The sequence below is a fragment of the Mesorhizobium sp. M6A.T.Cr.TU.016.01.1.1 genome (genome assembly GCF_003952585.1).
Taxonomy (GTDB): Bacteria; Pseudomonadota; Alphaproteobacteria; order Rhizobiales; family Rhizobiaceae; genus Mesorhizobium; species Mesorhizobium mediterraneum.
The window spans coordinates 5,266,405-5,292,638 of record NZ_CP034452.1 but is presented as its reverse complement, the minus strand read 5'-3'; the positions used below and the strand labels follow the sequence as shown (position 1 = coordinate 5,292,638).

Annotated in this window: 28 protein-coding genes and 1 tRNA gene; 13 read left to right on the top strand and 16 right to left on the bottom strand. The window is 60.9% G+C overall.

Annotation, left to right across the window (positions count from 1 at the left end):
* Positions 1–26: 26 nt before the first annotated feature.
* From EJ075_RS25715 to EJ075_RS25695, 6 genes are all read right to left on the bottom strand, one after another.
* Positions 27–1,151 (bottom strand): PQQ-dependent sugar dehydrogenase, encoded by a 1,125-nt coding sequence (locus tag EJ075_RS25715; RefSeq protein WP_164547183.1) that lies wholly within the window; start codon positions 1,149–1,151, stop codon positions 27–29.
* Positions 1,152–1,303: 152 nt separating this feature from the next.
* Positions 1,304–1,738, bottom strand: coding sequence for a DoxX family protein (locus tag EJ075_RS25710; RefSeq protein WP_126106246.1), 435 nt, complete (start codon positions 1,736–1,738; stop codon positions 1,304–1,306).
* Between the two features lie 68 nt (positions 1,739–1,806).
* Positions 1,807–2,235 (bottom strand): molybdopterin cofactor-binding domain-containing protein, encoded by a 429-nt coding sequence (locus tag EJ075_RS34165; protein WP_348627341.1) that lies wholly within the window; start codon positions 2,233–2,235, stop codon positions 1,807–1,809.
* 51 nt (positions 2,236–2,286) lie between these two features.
* Positions 2,287–3,921: a molybdopterin cofactor-binding domain-containing protein gene (locus tag EJ075_RS25705; RefSeq protein WP_348627340.1), complete on the bottom strand. Its 1,635-nt coding sequence runs from the start codon at positions 3,919–3,921 to the stop codon at positions 2,287–2,289.
* Positions 3,921–4,937, bottom strand: coding sequence for a xanthine dehydrogenase family protein subunit M (locus EJ075_RS25700; protein WP_126106245.1), 1,017 nt, complete (start codon positions 4,935–4,937; stop codon positions 3,921–3,923). The genes EJ075_RS25705 and EJ075_RS25700 overlap by 1 nt, the downstream gene beginning before the upstream one ends.
* 3 nt (positions 4,938–4,940) lie before the next feature.
* Positions 4,941–5,561, bottom strand: coding sequence for a (2Fe-2S)-binding protein (locus EJ075_RS25695; RefSeq protein WP_126106244.1), 621 nt, complete (start codon positions 5,559–5,561; stop codon positions 4,941–4,943).
* Positions 5,562–5,775: 214 nt separating this feature from the next.
* Between EJ075_RS25695 and EJ075_RS25690 the strand changes: the two genes are divergently transcribed.
* Positions 5,776–6,348, top strand: a complete 573-nt coding sequence (locus EJ075_RS25690; RefSeq protein ID WP_126106243.1) for a TetR/AcrR family transcriptional regulator — start codon at positions 5,776–5,778, stop codon at positions 6,346–6,348.
* Between the two features lie 146 nt (positions 6,349–6,494).
* Here the strand turns inward: EJ075_RS25690 and EJ075_RS25685 are convergent, their stop codons facing one another.
* The gene (locus tag EJ075_RS25685) at positions 6,495–7,940 is read right to left on the bottom strand and encodes an MFS transporter (RefSeq protein ID WP_126106242.1); all 1,446 of its coding nucleotides are present in this window, start codon (positions 7,938–7,940) and stop codon (positions 6,495–6,497) included.
* A gap of 141 nt (positions 7,941–8,081) precedes the next feature.
* Here EJ075_RS25685 and EJ075_RS25680 point away from each other — a divergent pair, with 141 nt between their 5' ends.
* Positions 8,082–8,990 carry a LysR family transcriptional regulator gene (locus EJ075_RS25680; RefSeq protein WP_126106241.1) on the top strand — a complete coding sequence of 303 codons (909 nt, stop codon included), beginning with the start codon at positions 8,082–8,084 and terminating at the stop codon, positions 8,988–8,990.
* 27 nt (positions 8,991–9,017) lie between these two features.
* Here EJ075_RS25680 and EJ075_RS25675 read toward each other — a convergent pair whose 3' ends face one another.
* Positions 9,018–9,542 carry a hypothetical protein gene (locus EJ075_RS25675; protein WP_126106240.1) on the bottom strand — a complete coding sequence of 175 codons (525 nt, stop codon included), beginning with the start codon at positions 9,540–9,542 and terminating at the stop codon, positions 9,018–9,020.
* A gap of 458 nt (positions 9,543–10,000) precedes the next feature.
* Here EJ075_RS25675 and coxB point away from each other — a divergent pair, with 458 nt between their 5' ends.
* From coxB to EJ075_RS25645, 6 genes are all read left to right on the top strand, one after another.
* Complete coding sequence (gene coxB / locus EJ075_RS25670) at positions 10,001–10,816, top strand: cytochrome c oxidase subunit II (RefSeq protein WP_095485445.1); 816 nt, start codon at positions 10,001–10,003, stop codon at positions 10,814–10,816.
* An 87-nt stretch (positions 10,817–10,903) separates the two neighbouring features.
* A complete protein-coding gene (locus EJ075_RS25665; RefSeq protein ID WP_126106239.1) occupies positions 10,904–12,673 on the top strand; it encodes a cbb3-type cytochrome c oxidase subunit I in 1,770 nt (589 codons plus the stop codon).
* Positions 12,670–13,374 (top strand): cytochrome c oxidase subunit 3, encoded by a 705-nt coding sequence (locus EJ075_RS25660; RefSeq protein WP_126106238.1) that lies wholly within the window; start codon positions 12,670–12,672, stop codon positions 13,372–13,374. The genes EJ075_RS25665 and EJ075_RS25660 overlap by 4 nt, the downstream gene beginning before the upstream one ends.
* Before the next feature lie 13 nt (positions 13,375–13,387).
* Positions 13,388–14,110, top strand: coding sequence for a heme-copper oxidase subunit III family protein (locus EJ075_RS25655; protein WP_126106237.1), 723 nt, complete (start codon positions 13,388–13,390; stop codon positions 14,108–14,110).
* A gap of 31 nt (positions 14,111–14,141) precedes the next feature.
* The gene (locus EJ075_RS25650; RefSeq protein WP_126106236.1) at positions 14,142–14,546 is read left to right on the top strand and encodes a cytochrome C oxidase subunit IV family protein; all 405 of its coding nucleotides are present in this window, start codon (positions 14,142–14,144) and stop codon (positions 14,544–14,546) included.
* Positions 14,547–14,737: 191 nt separating this feature from the next.
* Complete coding sequence (locus EJ075_RS25645; RefSeq protein ID WP_095485450.1) at positions 14,738–15,211, top strand: aminoacyl-tRNA deacylase; 474 nt, start codon at positions 14,738–14,740, stop codon at positions 15,209–15,211.
* 44 nt (positions 15,212–15,255) lie between these two features.
* Here the strand turns inward: EJ075_RS25645 and EJ075_RS25640 are convergent, their stop codons facing one another.
* The 3 genes from EJ075_RS25640 to EJ075_RS25630 form a co-directional block, all read right to left on the bottom strand.
* Positions 15,256–16,074: a DUF2189 domain-containing protein gene (locus EJ075_RS25640; protein ID WP_095485451.1), complete on the bottom strand. Its 819-nt coding sequence runs from the start codon at positions 16,072–16,074 to the stop codon at positions 15,256–15,258.
* 407 nt (positions 16,075–16,481) lie between these two features.
* Entirely contained in the window at positions 16,482–17,429 is a 948-nt protein-coding gene (locus EJ075_RS25635; RefSeq protein ID WP_126106235.1) for a heme o synthase, read from the bottom strand.
* Between the two features lie 87 nt (positions 17,430–17,516).
* Positions 17,517–17,897: a cytochrome c family protein gene (locus tag EJ075_RS25630; RefSeq protein ID WP_126106234.1), complete on the bottom strand. Its 381-nt coding sequence runs from the start codon at positions 17,895–17,897 to the stop codon at positions 17,517–17,519.
* 284 nt (positions 17,898–18,181) lie between these two features.
* Here EJ075_RS25630 and EJ075_RS25625 point away from each other — a divergent pair, with 284 nt between their 5' ends.
* Entirely contained in the window at positions 18,182–19,096 is a 915-nt protein-coding gene (locus EJ075_RS25625) for an alpha/beta hydrolase (RefSeq protein ID WP_126106233.1), read from the top strand.
* Positions 19,093–19,419 (top strand): hypothetical protein, encoded by a 327-nt coding sequence (locus EJ075_RS25620; protein WP_126106232.1) that lies wholly within the window; start codon positions 19,093–19,095, stop codon positions 19,417–19,419. Before EJ075_RS25625 ends, EJ075_RS25620 begins: the two co-directional genes overlap by 4 nt.
* Positions 19,420–19,512: 93 nt before the next feature.
* Here the strand turns inward: EJ075_RS25620 and tig are convergent, their stop codons facing one another.
* The gene (tig, locus tag EJ075_RS25615; RefSeq protein WP_126107459.1) at positions 19,513–20,985 is read right to left on the bottom strand and encodes a trigger factor; all 1,473 of its coding nucleotides are present in this window, start codon (positions 20,983–20,985) and stop codon (positions 19,513–19,515) included.
* A gap of 342 nt (positions 20,986–21,327) precedes the next feature.
* Between tig and EJ075_RS25610 the strand changes: the two genes are divergently transcribed.
* Positions 21,328–21,412, top strand: a tRNA-Leu gene (locus EJ075_RS25610).
* 10 nt (positions 21,413–21,422) lie between these two features.
* On the opposite strand, the gene EJ075_RS25605 is transcribed toward EJ075_RS25610, so the two are convergent.
* From EJ075_RS25605 to EJ075_RS25595, 3 genes are read right to left on the bottom strand one after another with little or no spacing between them, the layout of a single operon-like run.
* Positions 21,423–22,871: an aromatic amino acid lyase gene (locus EJ075_RS25605; protein WP_126106231.1), complete on the bottom strand. Its 1,449-nt coding sequence runs from the start codon at positions 22,869–22,871 to the stop codon at positions 21,423–21,425.
* Between the two features lie 35 nt (positions 22,872–22,906).
* Complete coding sequence (locus EJ075_RS25600) at positions 22,907–23,491, bottom strand: GDYXXLXY domain-containing protein (protein ID WP_126106230.1); 585 nt, start codon at positions 23,489–23,491, stop codon at positions 22,907–22,909.
* Positions 23,488–24,603, bottom strand: coding sequence for a DUF2157 domain-containing protein (locus EJ075_RS25595; RefSeq protein WP_126106229.1), 1,116 nt, complete (start codon positions 24,601–24,603; stop codon positions 23,488–23,490). Before EJ075_RS25595 ends, EJ075_RS25600 begins: the two co-directional genes overlap by 4 nt.
* A gap of 237 nt (positions 24,604–24,840) precedes the next feature.
* Here EJ075_RS25595 and EJ075_RS25590 point away from each other — a divergent pair, with 237 nt between their 5' ends.
* Both EJ075_RS25590 and EJ075_RS25585 read left to right on the top strand, forming a co-directional pair.
* A complete protein-coding gene (locus EJ075_RS25590; RefSeq protein WP_006335194.1) occupies positions 24,841–24,981 on the top strand; it encodes a DUF1127 domain-containing protein in 141 nt (46 codons plus the stop codon).
* A gap of 54 nt (positions 24,982–25,035) precedes the next feature.
* Positions 25,036–25,176 carry a DUF1127 domain-containing protein gene (locus EJ075_RS25585; protein ID WP_095485458.1) on the top strand — a complete coding sequence of 47 codons (141 nt, stop codon included), beginning with the start codon at positions 25,036–25,038 and terminating at the stop codon, positions 25,174–25,176.
* Positions 25,177–25,532: 356 nt separating this feature from the next.
* On the opposite strand, the gene EJ075_RS25580 is transcribed toward EJ075_RS25585, so the two are convergent.
* A complete protein-coding gene (locus tag EJ075_RS25580) occupies positions 25,533–26,111 on the bottom strand; it encodes a hypothetical protein (RefSeq protein WP_245458008.1) in 579 nt (192 codons plus the stop codon).
* Positions 26,112–26,234: the final 123 nt, after the last annotated feature.

Below are 26,234 nucleotides of genomic sequence, written 5' to 3'. Positions count from 1 at the left end.
CATCTCCCTCTTGTGTTTGGCGAGGTTCATGGGACTGTTGCGGGAACTCCACCCCGGCCACCGGCAGCCGATGCGCGTGAGCATTCGGGCGCGGCCAGGCTCCCGAGCGGGACCGAAAGAACCTGCCCATCGGGGTCGCCACGTCGCCCGTTCGTCAGGAACCACAGGTTGCCGTCGTTTCCCTCGAGTACATGACGAACACGCCCAAACTCGCCGGCGTAGTGTGCCGTTGCTTCGGGATTGCCCGCGGCGTCAATTGTCACCGACCACAGCCGCTGCCCTGTCAGACCTGCAACGAAGAAGGTGCCGTCAACGTAGGCAAGCCCGCTTGGACCCATTTCCTGCGTATGCCACTGCATGACAGGGTCTATGTAAGCGGGGTTGCCTCCCCTGCCTTCGATGACCGGCCACCCGTAATTTCCCCCCGGCTCAACGCGGTTGAGTTCGTCCCATCCATCATCCCCAAAATCGGTCGCCCACAGCTGTCCCCTGTCATCCCACGCCAGTCCTTGAGAATTGCGGTGTCCAAGGGAGTAGACGAGAGAGCCTCTCACAGGGTTATCCGTTGGGACGCCGCCGGTAGGCGTCATGCGGAGGATCTTGCCAGCAAGTGAGTTTGGATCCTGCGAGAGGTTGGGATTTCTCGTCTCGCCCACCGTTGCATAGAGCATCCCGTCAGGACCAAACTCGATGCGCCCGCCGTTGTGACCGCGCCCTCCTGGCAATCCGTCAAGGACGGGTTGCACTTCACCGAGCGCGCCTTCGCTGTACGCCATCCGCACGATGCGATTGCCCGAAATCGTGCTGTGGTAAGCGTAGAGCCAGACGTTCGCGCTCTCTGTGAGCACCGCAAGTCCAAGCATCCCGCCATCGCCTCGGGCTACGACGTCGGGCACGGTGCCGACTGATCGTAGCGTTTCGCCAGGCCGAAACGCCACGATCTCCCCAGTACCACGCTGACTGACGAGCACCTCGCTGCCGACGCGCACGGCGGACCAGGGTATATTGAGCCCGGAAGCAATCTCGACGGGGGTGGCCGCGGGCATTACGCACGATGTCGGCGAGCCCACTGAGCGAGACGACTGGGCGTGAACGCCGGAGGAGATCAGCAGCGATATGGAGCCGAGCATGGTGAATGCGAGAGCGATCATCGAGGCCCGAACCACTGCGATTGCTACACCGCGCCCGTCCGTTCCCAGCACCTTATCCCGCATGTGGCCAGCACTGGCTCTTCGATCGAAATCTCGACTCTCCATAGACGCTCTCCATTGAATGGCTGTAGGCCGACCACGCGCCAATCACATCACGTCGCCGTCTCCAGGCGGGACGAAGTCGTTCCAGCCTTGCGCTCCCGGAGCGCATCCAAGCTCCAGACACCCGGCCCGGCGGCGGAAATGTAGAGAAACAGGAAGCAATACAGCATCGCTGCTTCGCCGTGGTTGAGTACCGGGAAGAAACCATTCGAACTGTGCACGATGAAGTATGCGAAGGCCATGGATCCTGAAAGCAGGAAGGCAACCGGGCGGGCGAAGAGGCCAAATACCAATAGAAGGCCGCCAACCACTTCGAGAACTCCGGCCGTGAGCAGCAACGGGTTGAGAGGATATTCAAAGGGCGCAGGCCAGCTGAAAAGCTTCCTGGTGCCATGGGTGAAGAATGATCCTGCTGCAAAAATGCGCAAGACACTCAGAATATGAGGTGCAAAGTTTCGGATATAGGGTATCTGCAGAGCGGGCATATTTGCCTCCAAGGTAACTAGACGGATTGCGAGTTGGGTTAAAGCAAGTGCTCAACGGCTCTCCTTCGTCAGAGCACGTCGTCTATGCGTATCGGCAGTTTTCGTATGCGTTTGCCTGTTGCGTGATAGATGGCATTAGCGATTGCAGGCGCTGTTCCGAGCATCACCAACTCGCCCATTCCTTTCACACCGACCGAGTTGATCCTGGGATCAGGCTTATCTATCAGCCCGACATCCACCTCACCGATATCGGCGTTCACCGCCATCACGTAGTCGGCGAGATCGTCATTGAGGTAACCGGCAAAGCGCGGATCGACTTCCGACTCTTCCCGAAGCGCTGTGCTGAACCCCCAGACGACACCGCCGTACATCTGTCCCTTCGCGGTCCTCGGGCTTACGACCCGCCCTACGTCCGCGATGCTGACCGCGCGCGGCATGCGGATCCGCCGGGTTGTCGCGTCGATGTGAATCTCCACAAACTGCGCGATATAGCTCATGGACGTGAAGCCGGGGTATTCGGGCCCTGCGCCTGCACGGCCGCCGGTGCGCTAGGCCTCGAGGGCCGACGCGTCTTGACCTGGCGCCAGCTCTGAAACTTTGACCTCGATATAGGGGCGCTTCAGGCGCGCGAGCTGTTGGTGCAAATTGCCGGCTGGCGGATTGGCCCCGGCGAGTTCGGCAAACCTGGCGCGTAGAGCCTCCACCGCCTTTGCGGCCGTTGGGACACAGCTGGCCGTCCCGCGCTCGCCGACCGTGGCGAGCTGTGGGCCCAACGTAGTGTCGCCGAGCAGGACTTCCAGACGATCGGGGTTGATGTCGAGACCCTGGATGATGACATTAGCAATCGCAGTCAGTATTCCTTGGCCCATCTCATGTCCGGAGCTGATCATGCGTGTTGTGCCATCGGCCCTGACCCTGAGGGTTGCCTCGCTCGCAGACATCGACGCACCGAAGATGCCGCACGCCACTCCAAGGCCGACCAACGTCCCGTCGGCCAGTCGCATAGATCCCGGTTCAGGAAGACGCCTGCTCCAGCCGAAGCGGCTGGCCCCCTCTCTCAGGCAGTCGTTCAGAAAGTGCGGCGATAGAGGTTGGCCAGCGATGATGTCGTTCTTAGCCTCGTGTTCAAGACGAAGCTCAACGGGGTCCTTGCCAAGCTTGTAGGCCATCTCATCGATCACGCTTTCCAATGCAAAGCCGGCAGGAAAGGGATGCGTGCCCCTTGTGTGGCGCGGCATCTGACGGTCGATGTGGATGTCACCTGCAGTCGCCCGAAAGTTCTCGATCGCATACAAGCGGGCGATATCTTCGTGGTAGCCGGTCGAGCGAAAGCCGCCATCCGGAATGTTTTCTTGCACCACGTCGTAAATGATGGCCTGCAGGCGTCCTTCCGCGTTGGCAGCAAGACGGATGCTGTGGACACTGCGCGGCCGATAGTTGGCTATATGGAAGAGTTGCCCGCGAGGCGTCACCAGCTTTACCGGGCGCCGTATCAACCGTGCCGCGTGTGCGACCAGGAACGTCTGTATTTTTGGAGGAGATTTTTGCCCGAACCCACCACCGACTTGTTCTGATTTCACTGCGATCTGATCGGGTGAAAGCTCGAATGCTTTCATTAGCGCCGCCTTGACGGCGTCAAGATTTTGACATCCCTCGTATACCGTCAGTCGTCCATCAGTCCATTCCGCAACGGTGCCAAACAACTCCATGGCATTGTGATGCTGGGTTGGCGTCTCGAAGATGCCCTCGACGATTGTCGCTGCGTTTTGGAATGCCCGATCGACGTCGCCTGCGTTGAATCCCTCGGCATCTACGCGTTGCGCACCAGGGCTTGTCATCAACGGAATATAGGGCGCCGTCTCGTAAACCGCCGTCACCGCTTCGGCGCCTTCGATCGCCGCTTCGACGGTCTCGGCAACTACCAGCGCAATGGGCTGGCCCCGATACGATATCTCTGCACGAAGTGCCGGGAAATCTCCTATGCCCAGCACTTGGACAACACCGGGCGTTTCCATGGCAGGCGCTACATCGAGGGCACTTACCTTGCCTTTCGCAATAGTCGCAGGCACCAGCATGGCATATAGCATTCCGGGCTTCTTAACGTCGGCACCGTACTGCGCCCGGCCGAGAACTTTGTCTCTCGCATCGACACGTGCAATTTCCGAGAAGGCTTGCGTAGGCATTACGCCCTCCTTTCAGCGGCGATGATCAGCGCATCGGCGATAACTCTCGCGCCGAGTTCGATCTTGAATGCATTGTGCTGACCGCCTCGGGCGTCGGCGAAAGCCGCCCTTCCGGCCCGAAGAGCAAGTTCAGGTGTGAGTGGTGAACCAGCAACAATCGCTTCGGCGGCGCGGGATCGCCAAGGTGTGGTCGCGACACCGCCGAGCGCAATGCGGGCGGTGCGGACGGTGGCGCCATCCATCTCGAGTGCCACCGCAGCGGAGGCCAATGCGAAGGCATAACTCTCGCGGTCGCGGATTTTATGATAGGTCGATGCACGGCCGGCAGGCGTTTTCCGGACGGTGATCGCCGTCACCAGTTCGCCCGGATGAAGATTGAACTCGCGGTGGGGCGTATCACCTGGGAGACGGTAGAATTCAGCAATCGGAAGGTTACGCGGACCCTCAGGCCCGAGCATCTCGATCGTCGCGTCCATCGCCATCAGTGCGACCGGCCAGTCGCCAGGCGCCACCGCGGTGCAAGCCTCACTTGTGCCAAGAACGGCATGAGTGCGATCGAGCCCGCCGATGGCCGAGCAACCGGAGCCAGGCTCGCGCTTGTTGCAAGGATAAACGCCAACCATCGAGGTCGATCCCGCACCGTTGCGAAAGTACACGCAGCGGGTGCGTTGCTGAAGGTTGCCGCCCACCGTGGCCATGTTCCGCAACTGCTGTGACGCAGCCTTGAGCAGACTTTCAGAAAGCACGGGATACTGGTCGCGCACGACCGGCGTGTAGGCTACATCGGTCATCAGAGCGCGGCCACCGAAGCGCAGAATGTCGCCGTCTGTTTCGATCGCGTCCATGCCGTCGATTCGGCTGACGTCGATCAGATGAGCCGGGTGCTCAATCCCGAGCTTCATCAGGTCGTACAGGTTGGTGCCACCGGCGATATATCGCGCCGATCCTTGGGCCGCCGCAAAACGTGCCACGGCGGCTTCGGCAGAGGGGGCAACGGTGTAGCTCAACGCCCTCATCTTTCAGTCCTCCATGACCTTGGCTGCTTGCTGGATGGCCGCGAGAATCCCGACATAGGCGCCGCACCGACAGATGTTCCCACTCATGAACTCGCGGATTGCATCTGGACTGGTCGCATGCCCTCCAGTCACGCAGGCGACCGCGGACATGATCTGTCCTGGCGTGCAATACCCACATTGAAGCGCATCATTGTCTATGAAGGCCTGCTGCATTGGGTGAAGGTCCGCGCCTTCGGCGAGGCCCTCGATCGTGGTGACCTGCCGTCCATCGATCTTGGCCGCCAGCGTGAGACAGGACGAGACAGGCCGGCCATCCAGATGAACCGTGCAAGCCCCACACTGTCCGTGATCGCAGCCCTTCTTGGTCCCGGTCAGCTCTCGCCGCTCACGCAGCAAATCGAGGAGAGAAGCGCGGGAATCGATCTCAAGAATCACCGGTCGGCCGTTCACGTTCGCCGAGACTTGAACCGTTTGGCCGGTTTCGGCACGCGCGAACTGCTGTTGTGCTTGGGCTCGTTGCTCGAGTGGCAAGATGCTCGCAGCGGCAGCCCCAGCTCCGCTAGCGAGCACAACGCGACGCGTGACGCCGCAGGTTTGTGTAGTCTCGGACCGTTCGTCTTCCATTATCGGGCATCCCTCTTCGCGCTTCCAAGTTGGAGCCGTGATTGTGCTTGCGAACTTTGCGCCGAAGGTCGGACCATTGTGCGTGTTCGCCGCCGCATTGACCAAGCGTACGAGCCCTAGCACTCGTGCCACATTGGCAGGCTCTGACAATCTTTAGCATCATTGTCAGAGCCTGACAATTGTCGTATGTTCACAAAACTGAGAAGGGTTTGGAATGGTCAAGAGGGCAGAAAATGCGCGCGAGCGGTTCGAGGCCGCCGCATACAGTCTTTTCAGGCAGCAGGGCTACGCTGCAACGACTGTTCCAGAGATTGCTGCGGAAGCCGGGCTAACGGAGCGGACGTTCTACCGCTACTTCACCGACAAGCGAGAAGTCATGTTCTGGCGAGCCGGTGATCACCAGGTCACGATAGCAAACGAAATAGCGAGAGCCCGCGCCGGCGTGCATCCACTGACAATGGTGGCTCGCGCCTTTGAATCGGTCGCTCCCTTCATCGACGGCCACCGCGCTATCGTAAAGCTGCGCCAGCGTCTGATATTCACGCATGGCGACCTGCAGGAGCGGGAACTGATGAAGCTGCATAAGCTCGCTTCCGCAATCGATCTGGCTCTACAGCAGCGGGGTATCCGGCCCTCGTTTTCGCGCGCCGTAGCAGAGATAGGCGCGGCCATCTGGAAAGTTGCGCTGGAGAACTGGCACGCCGACGAAACAGAGAAGCCCTTTTCAAGTCACGTGCAGGCGGCTCTTACCGAGTTTCAGGCAGGCCTGCACCAAGTCGCAGGCTAGGACGCAGATTTGCCGGACGATCCAAGCGGCTTTGACGAGTGAGAACAATTGTAATGACGGGAAGGGCCTGCTGCTGATCTGACGCCCGATCTGAACATGCACCGGCATCTCGTCGAAAGCATCCGGGTTGCGTTCGGACTACGGTGTCATGACACGCCAGACATCGAAGGGCGTGCCGCGAGAGCACGGCTTCCAACCGCGATGGCGAGCGCGACGACGATCAGAATCGTCGCGACCGCGAACGTGATCCGCATACCGGCGGCAACGGCCTCTGGGCGCGCCGTCGTGATGTCGGTCGTCGCTGACGCAACCGCGAACACGGCGCCCATGACGGATGCGCCAGTAATGAGCCCGAGGTTGCGCGACAAATTGAGCAATCCGGAAATGACGCCCCGCTGGTCCGGGCGGATATCCGACATGACGGCGGTGTTGTTGGCCGTTTGGAACAGCGCATAGCCTGATGTGATGATTGCAATCGGGGCGATGTAGCCAGGGAGCGTTGCCGGCATCATGGACAGAATGAAGCAACCGGCCGCTATCGCGATGAGCCCAATGATGGTCATGCGCGCAGCGCCAAAACGGTCCGCTATACGGCCAGCTGGCACACCGGTCAGCGCGGCGACAAGCGGACCGACCGACATGACGATCCCAACAAGAGCCGCGTCGAGCCTGAGCGCACGAGACAGATAGAACGGCCCGACCACCAGCGTCGCCATCATCACCGTCGCAACGAGCGCACTCATGGTGAGGCTGGCACTCAGCGTCGCATTGCGGAACGCCGCCAATCGGATCAAAGGCGACGCCACTCTTGCCTCCACAAGCACAAAGAAGCCGGCTCCGAAAACGGCTGCCACCAATAGGGCCATGTTGAGCGGACCAAAACTGCCACGCCCGACCGTCATCGCGAGCGCATAGGCGCCAAGCGCTAGGGCAAGCAGCAGCGTGCCCACAACGTCGAAGCCGGTCCGATCAGTCTTCGGCCCCCGGCGATCAGCCGGCAGATAGCGATAGGCGAGAACAAAAGCCAGCAAACCCAGCGGCACGTTGACCAGGAAGATCGCCCGCCAACCAGCTCCGGCAATCAGAAGACCGCCGAGCGACGGACCGAGAGCGGTGCCGATCGCCGACATCGTTCCGAGCAGCCCCATGGCGCTGCCGGTCTTGGCCTTCGGAACCGTCTCACCGACAAAAGCCATGGTCAGGGTCATCATGATGGCCGCCCCTACTCCCTGCGCCGCCCGGGCGGCAATCAGCAGCCAGAGCGTCGGCGCGACGCCACACAGGACCGAGGCCACGGTGAACAGGAAGAGCCCAGCCAGCAGCAGCCGCCGACCGCCGATGAGGTCGCCGAGCCGTCCGACGCTGACGATCATGGTGGTGATGGCGAGGAGATAAGCCAGCACGATCCACTGGACTTGCTGGAACGAAGCGTTGAACGCCTGCGCCAAGGTCGGCAAGGCAACGTTGGCGATGCTGATGCCGAATGAGGACAGCAACATGGACAGCGAGAGGCTGGCGAGCGCCCACCGAACCGAAGGTCCCCGTTCCGTATCTCCGGCGACTGCTCGTCCTGCATCGATTGGCTTCAACATGAGCTCCGTTTTCTGGCGACTCCCGAAACGGAGCTGGCAGACACGTAGTCCTTTGCTAGACATGGCGGAAGATGCATCATTCGCACTTAATCATTGCGTTTCACGCTATGTTATATCGTGCCGGGCTGCTACGATCCGTTGATGTCGCATCCCGATCTCAATCTGCTTGTCACCCTTGATGTGCTGCTGACGGAAGGCAGCGTTGCGCGCGCCGCCAAGAGGTTGCGGCTGAGTCCGTCGGCGATGAGCCGGGCGCTGGCGCGATTGCGTGAGACGACCGGCGATCCGCTGTTGGTCAGGGCTGGACGCGGCCTCGTTCCCACGCCCCGGGCCATCGAGCTCCGCGAGCGCGTCGGTCAGCTTGTGCAGGACGCCGAATCCGTTCTGCGTCCTGTTGAGACGCTCGACCTGAAACGGCTCGTGCGAACCTTCACGCTTAGAAACAGGGATGGCTTTGTCGAGAATTTCGGACCGGATCTCATTGCGCGCGTAGGCGAACAAGCACCGGGCGTGCGGCTGCGTTTTGTGCTGAAGCCGGACAAGGACAGCACACCGCTGCGCGACGGCAGCGTGGATCTTGAAACGGGCGTCATCGGAAAGGCCACGGGACCGGAGGTGCGCGCGCAAGCGTTGTTCCGTGACCGTTTCGTCGGTGTCGTGCGGATGGGGCATCCATTGTGCGAGATCCCGATCACCCCTGCCCGCTATGCAGCCGGCCGGCACATCCTCATCTCCCGTCGCGGGCTCGACAGGGGACCGATCGACGATGCCCTTGAGCCGCTAGGGTTGAAACGGGAGATCGTTACGGTCGTCGGCGGCTTTTCGGAAGCTCTGGCCCTGGCGCGTGCCTCGGACCTGATCGCCAGCGTTCCCGAACGCTATTCGGGAAACCTGCGCGACGGGATGTTCTGTTTTCCTCTGCCGGTTCCCTTGCCGGAAATCGGGGTTTCACTTTTGTGGCACCCGCGGCTCGATGCCGATCCGGCGCACCGCTGGCTGCGCGGGTGCGTTCGAGACGTTTGTGCCGGAATAACTCACTGGATTTCTTAGCGGTCAAGGCGAGCGCCGCTGATCCGATCACGGCAACTCGGTGTTGCAGGTGCCGGCGATCTGGCCGACGGCCTCGCTGAACCCGGCAAGGTCGAAATCGGCCTCGCCTCGCCCCGACAGCAGCCCGAACCGCCAGGAAAGCAGGAGCCGGTCTGCGGAAACCAAACGCCTGATACCGTCGGCACCATCCCGAACCAGCGTCCGGCCCCGCGGGCCGACCGACCAGCTTTCGTTGACCTTGCTGGCCTTGTCGACGGTCACCGACACGGTGATGGTCCGGCTGGCGGAGACGGCGTCGTTCAACTGCAACCATTCGCTCCAGCGCGGCTCACCATTCGCCCGGCAGGCAATGGTCAGGACCGGGCTGTAGCTCAAGGCGCCGCCGCCGGTGATGAGCTTGTTGGTGGCATGCAGCGAGGCCGTGACCAGGCCACCGCTGCCGGTGTCGAATCGCCAATTGTCAAGAGCGCTGTCGGCTTGGGCGCTGCCGCAGGCCGAGGCGAGGAGGAACGCCGTGGCGACCGCGCCTCCAATACCGACTAATAGCTTCAACGATCCCTCCAACGACCCTGCACTTTGCAACACGGTGCAGATAATGATCAAAATCTCGTATCGCTAGCCGTCAACCGCTACTTGGGCACGAATCTGTCGCTACCGCATCCGCCCGAAAATCGGAATCGATTCTCGGACAGCAGGATGCGTAGAAAATAAGAGTTCAGAGTGTACTTTGTGCGTCCAAGTGGCCACACGTCGCTCTAAGGTCACAACGAAAACGGCCGCATTGAGGGCGGCCTTTCATAATTCGGCAGAATGCCGTGTTATTCGGCGCCCGTTGGCAGGTTTTTTCTTCGCCGCAGCCCTCTTCTTCTTAGGTTTATCCACATCATCGCCATTGCGTTTTCGGCTGACCGGATGACCGCACTAGAATTTCGACCGGAAATCGAGCTATGATGCACTTGGCATTTCCTGGGACGGCTTCGCGCCCTTGGAATGCCGGGAGGAAACGGGATATGGCCATCGCGCTTGTACTCGTTTTGGTAGTTGTGGGCTCAGTGTTGTTCCACTTCCTGAGCCCATGGTGGTGGACGCCGATTGCCTCGAACTGGGACTATATCGACAACACCATCATCATCACCTTTTGGATCACCGGCGTCGTCTTCGCCGCCGTCGTCCTATTCATGGCCTATTGCGTCTTCCGCTTCCGTCATCGGGAAGGCAATCAGGCGGCATACAAACCCGAGGACAAGCGGCTCGAATGGTGGCTGACGATCGTCACCGCAATCGGGGTCACGGCCATGCTGGTTCCGGGCCTGTTCGTCTGGAACCAGTTCGTCAACGTCCCAAGCGACGCAACCGAGGTCGAAGTCGTCGGCCAGCAATGGCAATGGAGTTTTCGCCTGCCCGGCAAGGACGGCAAGCTCGGCACATCCGACACCCGCAACGTCAGCGCTGAAAATCCGCTGGGCGTCATCGCCAGCGACCCCAATGGCCAAGACGATGTCGTGGTCGAAGCTGCCGATCTGCATCTGCCGGTTGGCAAGCCGGTCAAGATGCTGCTTCGCTCGATCGACGTGCTCCACGATTTCTATGTCCCGGAATTCCGCGCCAAGATGGACATGATCCCGGGCTCGGTCACCTATTTCTGGTTCACCCCGACCAAGACCGGAACCTTCCAGGTCCTGTGCGCCGAACTTTGCGGCCAGGGGCATCCTTTGATGCATGGTGTGGTCATGGTCGACACGCAGGAAGATTATACGGCGTGGCTCGGCGAACAGCAGACTTTTGCGCAATTGTCAGCCCCCCAGCAGGTGGGCTCGGCAGAGTAGACGCCGGGAAGACGGCGACGTGGGTTTAAATTGCGGCGGGGCTCGAAACTGTCGAGCCTGGCCGAAAAAGGGCACGGAGGTGTTCCTATGGTCGATATCACACCTGCAGATGCGGTACCGCCGGCCGAAGTCGCGGAAATGGAACTCTACCATCCGCACAGCTGGTGGACGAAATACGTTTTCTCGCAGGACGCCAAGGTCATCGCCATCCAGTATTCGGCGACGGCGACGGCAATCGGCCTGGTGGCGCTGGTGCTGTCCTGGCTGATGCGGCTGCAGCTCGGCTTCCCCGGCACGTTCGACTTCATCACCCCGGAAGCCTACTACCAGTTCATCACCATGCACGGCATGATCATGGTGATCTACCTGCTCACGGCCCTCTTCCTGGGCGGCTTCGGCAACTATCTGATCCCACTGATGGTCGGCGCGCGCGACATGGTCTTTCCCTATGTCAACATGCTGAGCTACTGGATCTACCTGCTCGCCGTGCTGGTTTTGGTGTCGAGCTTCTTTGCGCCCGGCGGACCGACGGGTGCCGGCTGGACGCTCTACCCGCCGCAGGCGATCATGACCGGCACACCAGGCGGCCAGGACTGGGGCATCATGCTGATGCTCATCTCGCTGATCCTGTTCATCATCGGCTTCACGATGGGCGGCTTGAACTATGTCGTGACGGTGCTGCAGGGCCGCACGCGCGGCATGACGCTGATGCGCCTGCCGCTGACTGTCTGGGGCATCTTCACCGCGACCGTCATGGCGCTGCTCGCCTTCCCGGCGCTGTTTGTCGCCTGCGTGATGATGTTGTTCGACCGCGCGCTCGGCACCAGCTTCTTCATGCCGGCGATCGTCGAGATGGGCGAGCAATTGCAGCACGGCGGCGGCAGCCCGATCCTCTTCCAGCATCTGTTCTGGTTCTTCGGCCACCCCGAGGTCTACATCGTGGCGCTGCCGGCCTTCGGCATCGTGTCCGACCTGATCAGCACTCATGCGCGCAAGAACATCTTCGGCTACCGGATGATGGTCTGGGCCATCGTCGGCATCGGCGCGCTGAGCTTCGTGGTCTGGGCGCATCACATGTATGTCAGCGGCATGCATCCCTATTTCGGCTTCTTCTTCGCCACCACGACGTTGATCATTGCCGTCCCGACCGCGATCAAGGTCTACAATTGGGTGCTAACGCTGTGGCGCGGCGACATCCACCTCACCATACCGATGCTTTTTGCCCTGGCCTTCATCGTCACCTTCGTCAATGGCGGACTGACCGGATTGTTTCTCGGCAATGTCGTCGTCGATGTTCCGCTGTCGGATACAATGTTTGTCGTTGCCCATTTCCACATGGTCATGGGCGTCGCCCCGATTCTCGTGATCTTCGGGGCGATTTATCACTGGTACCCGAAGGTCGCTGGCCGGATGCTGAACGAGGCAATGGGCCAGTTCCATTTCTGGGTCACCTTCCTCGGCGCCTACCTGATTTTCTTTCCCATGCACTACATCGGCCTGATGGGCGTGCCACGCCGCTACAACGAGCTGACCGACATGACGGTGATGACGGAATCGGCCCACCACCTGAACTCGTTCATCAGCATCATGGCGTTCATGGTCGGCTTCGCCCAGATGGTGTTCCTGTTCAATCTGATCTGGAGCATCCGCCATGGCCGGGAGGCCGGCGGCAATCCATGGCGCGCCACGACGCTCGAATGGCAGACGCCGCAAACACCGCCCGCCCATGGCAATTTCGGCAAGGAGCTGCCGATCGTCTATCGCTGGGCCTATGACTACAGCGTGCCGGGCGCCAAGGAGGATTTTATACCGCAAAACATGCCGGGCTCCTTCGGATCCTCAAGAGAGCCGGCATGAGCGTCATTCTGGTCTTCCTCCTCGTGATCGTCGGCTTTGCCGGATGGTGGCTTTCCCACCAGCGGCTGATGGCCAAGCCATGGCTCGAGCAAGGCGTGATCGGGGATATTATCGGCTCGGAAGGATCGGCGCTGCCGACCGCCAAGATCGGCCTCGGCGTCTTCCTCGCCGTCGTCGGCTGCCTGTTTGCGCTTTTCACCAGCGCCTATTTCATGCGCATGGCGCTGTCGGACTGGCAGGCGCTGCCGCTACCGCGCGTGCTCTGGTTCAACACCGGCGTGCTGGTCCTGAGCAGCATCGCGCTGCAATGCGCCTCGGTCGCCGCGCGCCGGGGCCAAATCGACACGGTCAGGCTCGGCCTCGTCACGGCTGGGCTCACCGCGCTTGCCTTCCTGATCGGACAGCTTGTGGCATGGCGGGAACTGACCGCCGACGGCTACTTGCTGACCGCCAATCCGGCCAACAGTTTTTTCTACCTGATAACCGGGATGCATGGCCTGCACATACTGGGAGGGCTGGTCGCCTTGAGCAGAACAACTGCCGGCGCCTGGAACGGAGCCCGGCCGGAGCGGCTTCGCCTCAGCGTCGAACTATGCGCCATGTACTGGCATTTCCTGCTTTTCGTCTGGCTCGCCATCTTCGCGCTTCTGGCCGGCTGGGCCGCGACCTTTATCGAGATTTGCCGACAGTTGCTGACCTAGGAGGGCCGGGCGGATGGCAGAGACGACAGTGACGCATATCGGCCAAACACAGCCGCGGCCGGCGGGCTTGCAAGGCGTCGCCGCCGACTGGTCGTCGGATCAGCGCGCGTTCAAGAACGTGTCCTGGGGCAAGGCCATGATGTGGATCTTCCTACTCAGCGACACCTTCGTCTTCGGCTGCTTCCTGCTCTCCTACATGACCGCGCGCATGTCTACCCGGGTGCCGTGGCCCAATCCGAGCGAGGTTTTTGCCCTTCATATTGGCGGCTCGAATGTTCCGCTGATCCTTATCGCCATCATGACCTTCGTGCTGATCTCGAGCAGCGGAACGATGGCGATGGCGGTGAATTTCGGCTATCGCCGCGACCGCCGCAAAACCGCGATCCTCATGCTTCTGACCGCAGCACTCGGCGCGACCTTCGTCGGCATGCAGGCTTTCGAATGGACCAAGCTGATCAGCGAAGGGGTACGGCCCTGGGGCAACCCGTGGGGGGCGGCGCAGTTCGGGTCATCCTTCTTCATGATCACCGGCTTCCACGGCACCCATGTGACGTTCGGGGTGATCTTCCTGATCATCGTGGCGCGAAAGGTCTGGCGCGGAGATTACGACACTGGACGGCCCGGGTTCTTCACCAGCCGCAGGGGCAGCTATGAGAACGTCGAGATCATGGGGCTCTACTGGCATTTCGTCGACCTGGTCTGGGTGTTCATTTTCGCATTCTTCTATCTTTGGTGAGAGGCAGACATGGCTTTGGTGAGAGGCAGATATGGCTGAAGCAACCGCAAACGGCCTGGGGCAACACACGCTGCACGGAGCTCAAGCGCATGATCCGGCAGCGACTGGCATCGCGCCGGCGGAGGTTCGCCAGGAGCACCCGATCAAGCTCTATCTGGTGGTCTGGGCATGGCTGTTCATCCTCAGCGCCTGCTCCTATCTGGTCGATTATGTCGGCCTCCAGGGCTATCTCAGATGGTCGCTGATCCTGATCTTCATGATGCTCAAGGCCGGGCTGATCGTCGCCGTCTTTATGCACATGGCCTGGGAACGGCTGGCGCTGACATATGCGATCATATTGCCGCCGATACTGGTGCTGGTGTTCGTGGCAATGATGGTCTTCGAATCGGATTACACGCTTCTCACCCGGATGGTGTTTTTTGGGGCCGAGCCCTGACGCGCAATCCGGGCACAGGGTTTGTCGACGGCGTCTCCCCTCAGGAGCTGGAAGCGCTATTTGCGGTCCGCTCCCCTTTGCCTTGAAACAATCGACAGCTGGCCCATTTTCGTTGGTACGGGAAACGACAGAAGCAGAATGATTGCGCTCGTTTCCACATGCGTCGCGAACTCCAGCAAGGGAGGCTCAGGATGACGATCGCAAACAGACTCAAGGACTTTATCGACGGGAAAGGAATTTCCTATGAAACCGTCGAGCACCACCGCACGTCGACAAGCAGGCAGTCGGCAATAGCGGCGCATGTGCCCGGCAGCATAATGGCCAAATCGGTGGTCGTTCACCACGACGGCGGCTATGCGCTGGCCGTGGTCCCCAGCACCCACAGGATCGAGCTCGGCACGTTGCAGGACGTCATGGACCAGCGTATCGGCCTGGCCTCCGAAGACGAGGTGGTTTCGCTCTTCGAGGATTGCGACACCGGCGCCGTCCCGCCGATCGGCGGGGCCTACGATGTGCCGGTGATTCTCGATGAAAGCCTCGGCAAGGCCGACGACATCTATTTCGAGGGCGGCGACCACAGGACGCTGGTGCATGTCAGCGGCAAGGATTTCCGCAACCTGACCAGCGACGCTCGCCAGGCCCGCTTTAGCTACCCGGCTTACTGAAAGCTCTGGCCTGCCGTGCCGGCCGGCACGGCAGGCCAGGATTTTCAGCTCGCCGGCTTGGTGGAAGCCGGCGATTCCACAACTTTGCGATAGACGTGCCAGGTGGCGTGACCGAGGATCGGCAGCACGACCGCCAGCCCGGCGAACACCGGCAGCGAGCCTATGATCAAGGCGACGGCGACAATCAGTCCCCAGACAGCCATTACGATCGGGTTCGCCAGGACCACGCGCACCGAAGTGTGAATGGCTTCATAGGCACCGACGTCGCGGTCGAGCAACAACGGGAACGCGACGACTGTGGTGCACAACACGACCGCGGCGAAGACGAAACCGATAGCGTGCCCAAGGATAACCAGCGTCCAGCCACGTCCGGTGGCGAATATTTCACTGATGAAGCCGGACAGCGATTCCGGCGGGGCCGGGCCGAAGAGGGTCTGGTAAAATGCCTGGGCGGTCAAAAGCCAGGCGATGAAGATCGCAAGCAGCATGATGCCGACCGCTGCGATGGCCGGCAGCGCCGGAGAATTCCTGACCTCGAAAGCGTGGCTCCAGGAGGCGTCCAGCCCGGCCTCGCGTCGCCGGCTGATCTCATAGAGGCCGAGCGCCGCGAATGGACCGATCAGCGCAAAACCTGACACCAGCGGAAACAACAGCGGCAGCGCATTGTTGCCCGATGTCCAGACAGCGAGCACGACGCCGACCAGCGGATAGATCAGGCAGAGGAAAACGATATGCGACGGTTTGACCATGAAATCGTCGACGCCACGCCTGAGCGCGTCGAAAAGGTCGGAAACGCCAATCTTTCGAATTCTGGTGTGTTCCAGCGTCTCGCTGGCGCCTGCAATCACATGAAAACTTGCCATGACCATTCCTCCAGACCAGGTCCGGTAAGGTCGCGGTTCACGGTGCCGTCGTTCAGCGTGACTGGCCACGCAAAACCGCGACCTGCACCATGATCAACATACTCTCTTGCATGGCGTTTGTCGCCCTTTGTCAGAACAGCGCGGCTCCAGTGATCAGGCTAGCTCTAACGGCCTTTCTCCGATATTCTCCAAAGTGGGTTGCAGGGTGAAGGTCATGGATGGAAAGACCGTTCTCATACTCGGCCTTGGCATAGTTATTCTGCTGTTGCTGGGATTCTGTGCAGTTCCAACGTGAGGTTCGAGCAGGTTCAGGCACACCTCGTTCGGCAATCGCCGACTCACTGTCTCAATCTGGCAAGCAATCCGAGAACATCAGGATTCACTTGAGCCACGAGACAGGCATACCGTCAATTTCCGGCTGATATGACGGCACGCAATACGATGGTGTCGGCAAGCAGCACGGCAAAGATCGCGAAAAGATAGAAAATCGAATAGGCAAACAGCGCCTTTGCGCGTTTCATCTCCCACCCTTCAACCCGCCTTTTGTCGACCAGCAGCTTCCACGCATGCCAGATGAAGCCTGCGCCCAATGCGGCCGAAACAATCCCGTAGAATCCGCTCGCGAATCCAAGAGCCCAAGGCAGCACGCCGATTGGTGCCAGGATCAGCGAATAGCCGAAGATCTGTTTTCTGGTCGAAGCCTGGCCGGCCACGTTCGGCATCATGGGGATGCCGGCCGCTGCATAGTCGCCGATCTTGAACAGCGCGAGCGCCCAGAAATGCGGCGGCGTCCAGAGGAAAATGATCAGAAACAGGATGAGGCTTTCAATCCCGACCGCGCCAGTGGCCGCCGCCCACCCGATGACAGGAGGAAGAGCACCCGCGGCGCCGCCTATGACGATATTCTGCGGCGTCGAGCGTTTCAGCCACATCGTATAGACGACGACGTAGAAGAAAATGGTGAAGGCCAGCAGCGCCGCGGCAAGCCATCCCACCAGCACGCCGAGCGTAATGACCGAAAGTACGGAAAGCACCAGACCGAAGCCGAGAGCTTCGCCTGGCGTGACCCGGCCTGATGGGATCGGCCGTTTTGACGTGCGCGACATCAACGCATCAATATCGGCATCGTACCACATGTTGAGAGCCCCGGCCGCTCCTGCCCCAACCGCAATTGCACCGATTGCAATGACGGCAATGACCGGATTCATCACCCCGGGCGCCACCATCAGACCAACGAAAGCGGTAAAAACAGCAAGCGCCATGACGCGTGGTTTCAGAAGCGCGAAGAAATCACTGACCGTCGCTTCAGAGATCTGGATACCGGTATCCTCGAGGCCGCTTTCCCGAGCCGACATTTCAGGCGACCACCGATGGAGGCAGGCAATCTGGCCGGCGCATCGGCCGGCGGAAGAGCCAGGTTACTTCCTGGCGGAAGAACCGGGTCATTTGGAGAATTGCTTCAGATAGGCGATGACGTTGGCAAGATCCTCGTCCTTCTTGAGGCCGGGAAACGCCATCTTCCCGCCTTTGATCATGGCTTTGGGATCGCGAAGATAATTCGTCAGCGTGGCTTCATCCCATTTGACGCCGGATTTGCCGGCCTCGGTCATGGCTTTGGAATATTTGAACCCCGGATGCGTGCCGGCCGTTCGGCCGATAACGCCGCTCAACGACGGACCGACCTTGTTCTGGTCCTTGTCCACGACGTGACAGACCTTGCACTTGGTGAAGACCTTCTCGCCCGCGGCGGCATCTTGTGCCTGGGATTGGCTCGTGATGAACGTCGCAGCGGACACGGCGGCGAAAAACGCGATTGCGCGCATGGCATTTCCTCCCCGATCGCCAAATCTGCCTTGGACGATCTGCGCGTGCCGACACGGCATGCGCCCCTTTGCACGACAGAGCGGAATATCCGCTTCTGGCGTATGGAATTGCGGCATCTACATACCACAGAATCTAGCTGGCAGATAGAAGAAGCCTACCGGCAAGATTGCCGCCGAAGCGATGAGGCAGCTCGATCGGCGCACAGCCGGAACGCATCCCGACCAAAGGCGTTAGACCAGCTACGGGTTCAACGTCAGCAAGATCAAAGATCAAAGAAGCGTCCATGAACGACAGCAGCGTTCTCGAGGTGCGCCACGTCACCCTCACGATCGATGGAGAGACGGTCTTCTACAGAGAGGCAGGCCCTGAAGCCGCGCCGGTGCTGCTGCTTCCGCATGGCTATCCCTGCTCATCCTTCCAATATCGCCGGCTGATGCCGGCGCTCGCCGATCGGTGGCGGACGGTCGCGCCGGACTTCCCCGGCTTTGGCTACAGTGGAACGCCCGATCCGGCGCGGTTCGGTTATGATTTTGACGCCTACGCGACTTTTCTGGAGCGGTTCACCGACGCGCTGGGGCTCGAAAGCTATGCGCTGTGGCTGCACGACTACGGCTCGCAGATCGGCCTGCGCCACGCAATAGCGCATCCATCCCGGATCAGGGCCCTCATCATCCAGAACGGCGACATCTACGCGGATGCGCTTGGCCCCAAATACGAAACGATCCGGCGCTTCTGGCGGGATCCTTCACCAGAGAACCGCGCGCCGCTGGAAGAAGCGGTGAGCGAGGACGGCTTTCGCGCCGAGTTCGTCGGCGAAGTCGATGACGACGTCGCCCGACGTGTGCCGCCCGATATGTGGAAATTGCATTGGCCGCTGATGGATACGCCGGTGCGCCGTGCGCTTTCGGTCGGACTGATGGAGAAGCTCAAGGCTAACCTCGACTGGTTCCCTCGTTACCAGGAATACCTGCGCGAACAGCGGCCGCCGGCAATGATCCTTTGGGGGCCGAAGGACGAATACATGCCCGAGCCGGCAGCGCGCGCCTATCTGCGCGATCTCCCCGAGGCCGAACTGCATTTGCTAAACGACGCCGGGCATTGGCTGCTGGAAACCCATTTCGAGGCCGCCCTGCCCTTGGCGCGACGGTTTCTCGGCAAGGTCCTGGATTATTCGCCCGCACAGAGGAGTACTTCATGACCGACAACGCCACAATTGCCCGGATCTGGCGGGGAAGGACGCGCCGCGATCTGGCAGACGCCTACGAGCCATATCTGCGCCGCGAAGGCATTCCGCCGCTTCAGGAGAAGGCGCTTGGCGTGCAGTTGTTTCGCGAAGATCGCGAAGAAGAAACGGAGTTCGTGACGATCTCATACTGGCCAGACGTCGACGCCATGGCGAGCTTCACCGGCGGCGACCCGCGCAAGATCCATCACCTGCCGCGCGACGAAGAGTTTCTCGTTGAGCTGCCCGAACGGGTGACGGTGATGCGGATCCTCCTCACTCAATTGCCTCGCGATTAGGGCGGTGGCGGTGACGGTTGCGGCCTTGCGGCATCGACAGCAACGAAAAAGGCCGCCTCGAGGGCGGCCTTTCACCATCCGCAGAACGCGGTGTTATTCGGCGTCCTTGGCAGCCTTTTTCTTCGGCGCGGCCTTTTTCTTCGGCTCTTCCGCATCGTCGGCCTGCTTGGCGTCAGCCTTCTTCGCGGCGGTTTTCTTCGCCGGCTTCGCCTTGGCCGTCTCGGTGTCCTCGTCGTCGGCCATCAGCTCTTCCTTGCTGACCTTGACGTCGGTGACGGAGATCTGGCCGAGCAGATGGTCGACCACCTTCTCCTCGAACAGCGGTGCGCGCAGCGTGTTCAGCGCTTCGGGATTGCTGCGGTAGAATTCGAAGGCTTCCTGCTGCTGGGCGGCCGGATAGCGGCGCACCTGCTCGAACAGGCCGCGCTGCAATTCGTCGTCCGACACGGTGACGCCGGCCTTCTCGCCGATTTCGGCGAGAACCAGGCCGAGACGCACACGGCGCTCGGCAAGCCGCATATATTCGGTGCGCGCCTCTTCTTCCGTGGTCTCCTCGTCGGCGAAGGTGCGGCCGGCGGTTTCCAGATCGCGGTTGACCTGGTTCCAGATGTTGTTGAACTCGGCCTCGACGAGCTTCGACGGCGCCTCGAACGAGTAGGCGGCATCGAGCTGGTCGAGCAGTTGGCGCTTGATCTTCTGGCGTGTCATCGAGCCGAACTGGTTCTCGATCTGGGTGCGCACCACTTCACGCAGGCGCTCCAGCGACTCCAGGCCGAGATTCTTGGCCGTTTCGTCGTTGATCTCCAACGCACCTGGCTGTGACACTTCCTTGACGGTGACGTCGAAGGTCGCTTCCTTGCCGGCGAGATGCGCCGCCTGGTAGTTTTCCGGGAACGTGACCGTGACCTGCGTCTCGTCGCCGGCCTTGCTGCCGATGAGCTGATCCTCGAAGCCGGGAATGAATTCCTTGGAGCCGAGCACCAGCGGCTGGTCCGTGCCGGCGCCGCCGCTGAAGGCTTCGCCGTCAATCTTGCCGACATAGTCGATCGTCACGCGGTCGCCTTCGGCGGCCTTGCCGGTCTTCGGCTCGTAGCTGCGCGCCGATTCGGCGACACGCTGGACCTGCTCGTCGATTTCGGTGTCAGGCACGTCGAACACCTGACGCGTCACCTTGATGTCGGAGAAATCCTTGATCTCGATCGGCGGAATGATCTCGTAATTCAGCCGGAACTCGAAGTCGGCGCCGCCGGCCAGGATCTTCTCGGCCTCTTTCTCGTCCTCGGTCATGATCACTTCGGGCTGCATGGCAGCCTTTTCGCCGCGCCCGGTTATGACCGAACGGGTCGAATCGTTGAGGATCTCGTTGACCACTTCGGCCATGAACGACTTGCCATAGACCTTTCGCAAGTGCTGCACCGGCACCTTGCCGGGACGGAAGCCGTTGATGCGGACCTTGTTCCTGGCGTCGGTAAGCCGCGCCATCAGCTTGGCTTCCATGTCACCGGCCGGCACGGTGATCTTGATCTCGCGCTTGAGACCGGAGTTGAGCGTTTCGGTGACCTGCATCATAGAACCTTTGTTTTCACCAATGAGGCCGCCAAACGGCTCCTGCCGTTTACAACCTGCCGGTATGATCTTGCCGAGAATGGCTTTTGGTGCGGGACTTCAGGATTTGTCCGCCCAAAGCGGCTCAAATCCTCCAGAAATACGCTCCAAATGTGAATAAGTCTTTGTTTTTCCTACTTCTTATCACATTCTGCAGAAGCGGATCGTCGCATCCCGTCACATTCGACACGCCTTTTGTCACAGGCGCGGCTAATTTTCAACCATCTTCGCGCACCGGCCAACGGCCCCTATTTTGACCGCGACATTGACAGAATGATGGCTACATGGGATTGGCCGGGCAATGCGGATGTGGCGGAATTGGTAGACGCCCTGGATTTAGGTTCCAGTGCCGAAAGGCGTGGGGGTTCGAGTCCCTTCATCCGCACCACTATGGGAGCCTACTCCTCAAAGACCTGGCGCGTGAACCATTCGGTCAAATTCGCAAGCTCGGGTCCCAGCACGCGATCCTCGCCGACTGGCGGCACGATGCTCCTGATATCCGCGACGAACGACTGAAGCGCCGGAGGCGCCACGCGCTCGGTGACATGCAGTGCCTGCGAGGCGATCACAGCCAGCATCGCCATCGCGGCATCGAGGCAGCGGCCGGCGCGTGCTTCCTTCGTCCATGCGAGGAAGACCGTCGTCGCGACATCGTCCTGGCCGGCGCCGGCCGATTCCGTTCCCGGGATGAAGGTGCGCTGGGCCGAAAGTTTCGCCTGCTCCAGATAACCCGTGATCGCCATCGGCACATAGCCGACATTGCCGTGACCGTCGCTGTCGCTCCAGTCCCGCCCCGTCAAAAGCAGATCGGGTAGGAGCGACACCTTGCCGTTAAGAAGCTTCGAGGCGTGTCGGTCGCACAAGAGGCAGATATCGGCCCATATCGCCGCCAGATCATCCAGGGCGGGTGTTGCCATGGCATTGTGATAGCCGCCCGTGCTGATGCAACGCCCGAACGGATGCCCGTCGTCAGGCGGGATGTAGACAGGGTTGTCCGAGATCGAAGCGAGTGACACGGTGGCCGCACGCTCTGCCGATGCCAGCGCGCGATGCGCGTGTCCGAGGATGCGAGGGACGATGCGGTAGCTGACCGGCGCCTGATAATTACGGCGCCCGGTGCCGGCGCCGGCAAGAAACGCCCTCAATCCCCGCAGCGCCACTGCTTCGTGTTCATCGCCCCAAAGCGCGTCGAGCGCCGGGTCGTAATGTTCGAGCGGCGCGCGAAACGCTTCGATCGAAAGCGCAAAGACTCTTTCGGCAAGGCGAATGCGGCGGCGAGCCGCCAAGGCCGCATCGGCCACAAGTGCGGCAGCGCAAGGCGAGCCGTTGATCAGGGAGCCCCGTTCCTTGACCTCCAGGTCGAAGCGCGTCGAAAGCTCAGCAAACAGCGGATAGAGCGCGAGGATTTCACCGGCGCCGCCCTGGCCGGATGATGGCACCATGGGCATCGGTCCGCCGTCCAGCATCGCGGCGACGGCGAGCGCCATGCGTGGTGTGGTCGCGGCGTTTCCTTCGAGGAAATTCGCCAGCCGGGCAAGCACAATCGCCCTCACCACGCGGCCCGGCAAAGGCTCGCCGAACGAAGTGGCGGCTGCGAACGCCTTGATGCGTGCATGGCGACCCCGCTCCCCTCGTTCGAGCTGCCGGCTCGCCAGTTCTCCCATGGCGGTGGTCACGCCATAGATGACCGGTACAGGGTCGGTTTCAATGAGACGCAGGAACGACGCGCGACACTCTGCGATGCGCTGCAAGGCCTTGCCGCTGATTTGCACCCTGTCTTTCTTCCAGGCGACGCGGAAAACAGAGCTGAGATTTATGTCTTGTCGTGTCGTCAGGATAATTGTCATGTTTGATGCTGTCCGAGCCGGCCACGCTTTCCGGTCTAATAAAGCGGTTCCTCGAACAGCGTCCTGTCGCCGTCCATCAGCGCCTTGATCTGCGCCGTGCCGTTGGCTGCGATTGCAATACGGACGCCGAACGGCCGCACCCGCATGTCGTTCTGGATCGCCATCCCCTCGCCTTCGGGCAGATAGAAGCGCTGGATGCCATAGTCCGGCATGATCGCTGTTGCTTCCGGGCTGAGATCCCAGCCTGCGGATACGTGTCCGACGATGTCGGCTTCATCCGATGCTGCCGGCGCCGGCGCTTGCCCGAACCAGGCCGAGGTCGCACCCCAATAGCCGTCGGCGCCCTGCTTCAGCCTGACCACGATCGGCGTATCGTCGCTCGTCAGCTTGCCGGCCGGGATGTTGGCGATCAGCTTCACCGGTATCCGCGAAATATCGTAGCTGAGCAAAATATAGTCGCCGCGCAGGAGATCGCGCGGATCGATCGGTTCGACCCTCAGCAGCACTTGCCTGCCGTCGCGCAGGATCGCAGCCCGGCCGGCGATGATCCAGCTCAGGAAACCGATCTGGACGAGCGCCAGCACCACCGCCGAAATGATCAGTTTTTTGCCGGTCATCATGCCGCCGCTCCTTCCACGCTTGGGGACCTCATGCGCTTTTCAATGCGGATGATGACAAGGGCAAGGATGCCGAGAAGCACTGCTGCCGCAAGAAAGAAGCCTGCCGTGTCGAGCATCGACTGCAACATCACAACATAGATGATGGCGAGTTCGAAGGCGAAACCGGCATAGGCGATCCAGCGCAGACCTCTGCTTTCGCGGCCGCCCAACATGATTGCAGCGACAATGCCGGCAAGCGCAATGGCCGAGGCGATGGCAAAGCCGCTGTTGTTGTTATCGTCGGCCAGCTCGAACTGAATCATCGCCAGGCCGGTGAGAAATCCAATCAGCGCGTGCAGGGGCAGCCGGCCGCTAAGTTGCACGATCCTGTCGACGGGCCCCGCGGCGAAGATCGCAGCCGCGAAAAGCAGCGCCGACACGACGACGAGCGGGACAGCGACCAGCAGCGTTTCGTATTCCATTACCATCAGCACGAGATAGAAGATGACCGACAGGATGATCAGGTGCCGCGCCGCCTGGCTGCGCGTCCAAAACGAAATGGCGAACAGCACGATCGCCATGACGATGAAGAAATGCGGGAACTCCGTGCGACTAAAATAATCGAAGCCCTTCAGAAACAGCCAGGCATCGGCGATGCCGACAGCAGCAACGGTCAGCGGGTTCGAGCGCAGCGCAACCGCCGCCAAGGCCGTGCCTGCGCCCCAGGTGATCAAGGCCGACGCCTCGTCGCCAGACAAATGATACATCTGACCGATCAGCGCGATCGATCCGCCGAATGCCGTCGCGGCGACGATCCAAAGCGCCTCGCCGATCGCAGCGTGGTCGCGTGTCTTCAGCACCGCGCCGCCGACATAGCCGGCGATGATGATCGCGAAGAGCGCCGCCACCCGCGCCAGCCGCGGGATGACTTCCCAATTGGCAGCGACGAAGATCAGGACGGCCGCGCCAAACAGCAGCGCCGCCATCATCGCCAGGATCGAACCGAAGCTCAGCGATCTCCGTTGATTGGCTTCGACGTCGCGCGTCAGCGCGTCGGCTGTCGGGGCATCGATCAGGCTGGCCTGCAGCCATCGTGCGATATCGGCCCTGACGCGTGACGAATAGCTCGCCATACCTTTCTCCCCCAGCTTGGTCTTTTTTTCAGCCGACCCGGCCAAATCGTTGACGCCACGACATTTTCCGATTCCGGCTTATCTATGTCGAACACGTGAGCGCCGCGTGATGGTGCATTGCACAATTTGCATTGCTGCCATGCACCAATAGCGCTTTTAAATCGATATGACCCCACCTATCTTCAGGGCGTACACAAAGACGGAATGATCCGAAAGAAAGACGAAACGAGAAATACCATGAACCTGATCCGCAACTACCGCAACTGGCGCCGCTACCGGGACACCGTTTCCGAGCTGAGCCGCCTGAGCAACCGCGAACTGACCGACCTCGGCATCAGCCGCAGCGATATCCACTACGTCGCTCGCAAGGCGGTCTAATCCTCTTCGGACCGCGAATGGTCCGAACCAGTTTGACTTGAAAAGAGAACGACAATGAACCTGATCCGCAACTATCGGAACTGGCGCGTTTATCGCTCGACGGTTACCGAGCTGGGTCGCCTTTCGAACCGCCAGCTGCATGATCTCGGTATCGTCCGCGACGAGATCAAGATCATCGCCCGCAAGGCGATCTAATCACGGAATTTCGCCAGGGTCGACCTCCTCCCCGACCCTGACGAATACGGTCAGCCTTCACCTCCTCCCGAGGGTTGACCACAAAAACGGCGCCCGCCGCACCTCCTCCCGCGGCGGGCGCTGTTTCCCAGGGCGAAACGAGTTTCGTCCCCAAGGGTTTCGCCCCCTTTCATCAGGCGAAACGAATTTCGTCAAAGCCGACCTCCTCCCCGGCGATGACGAATACGGTCGATCTTCACCTCCTCCCGAGGATCGGCCAGCAAAACGACACCCGCCGGACCTCCTCCCCCGGCGGGTGTTGTTGTTTTCAGGGTCGATTCACTCTGGGAGCCGTTTTGGCGGGACGTCCCCTGTCCTCAGTCCAGCGCACCGCTTTCCAGCACGCCCCGTTTCTTCCACTGGCTCAGCGGAAAAATGTCCGGCGCGCCGCCCATCGCCGCATACCAGGAATCCACCACCCATTCGGTGCCTCCGCGGTCGCTGATCACCGCCGTCCAATGGGGATAGCGCCCGTCGACAAACAGGCCTCGCGAGGCATTGTCCTCGACCTTGTGAAACCTGAGCAATTTTCGCTCGGCAAGGTAGACCAGCAGCGCATGCGTATTGGTCGATTCGTCGACACAATCCATCTGGCCCTTGATGCGCGATGCACCGAATTCCGACTGCGCCAGATCGCGAACGCCGGTAGCCCGGAAAATGCGCTGCTCGAAATAGCGGACAGCTTTCTTGACAGCGGAACGCTCGGCTTGGGGCGAACCCGCGCCCGCACGCAGGATGGAGCGGAAACGCGCGCCGTCACCGGGGCCAAGCGCCAACATCGTGCGATAGTTGCAACTATAGCCATGGCATATGGGGATCCGCTTGGAGGCCGTCGCGGCCAGTTCGCCGGCGGCCGCTGATCCGCCCATGGCGATCACGGCTACCAGAAAGATCACTTTGGCAAAGATCCCGAGACTCCCGTCCATTCTCCGACAGTAGACGATTGCAGCACTTGGCGCCAACAGCGCGGCTAACTCGGGCAATTGCAATCGCAGCTACAAGCGACTATTTCGGCGCTC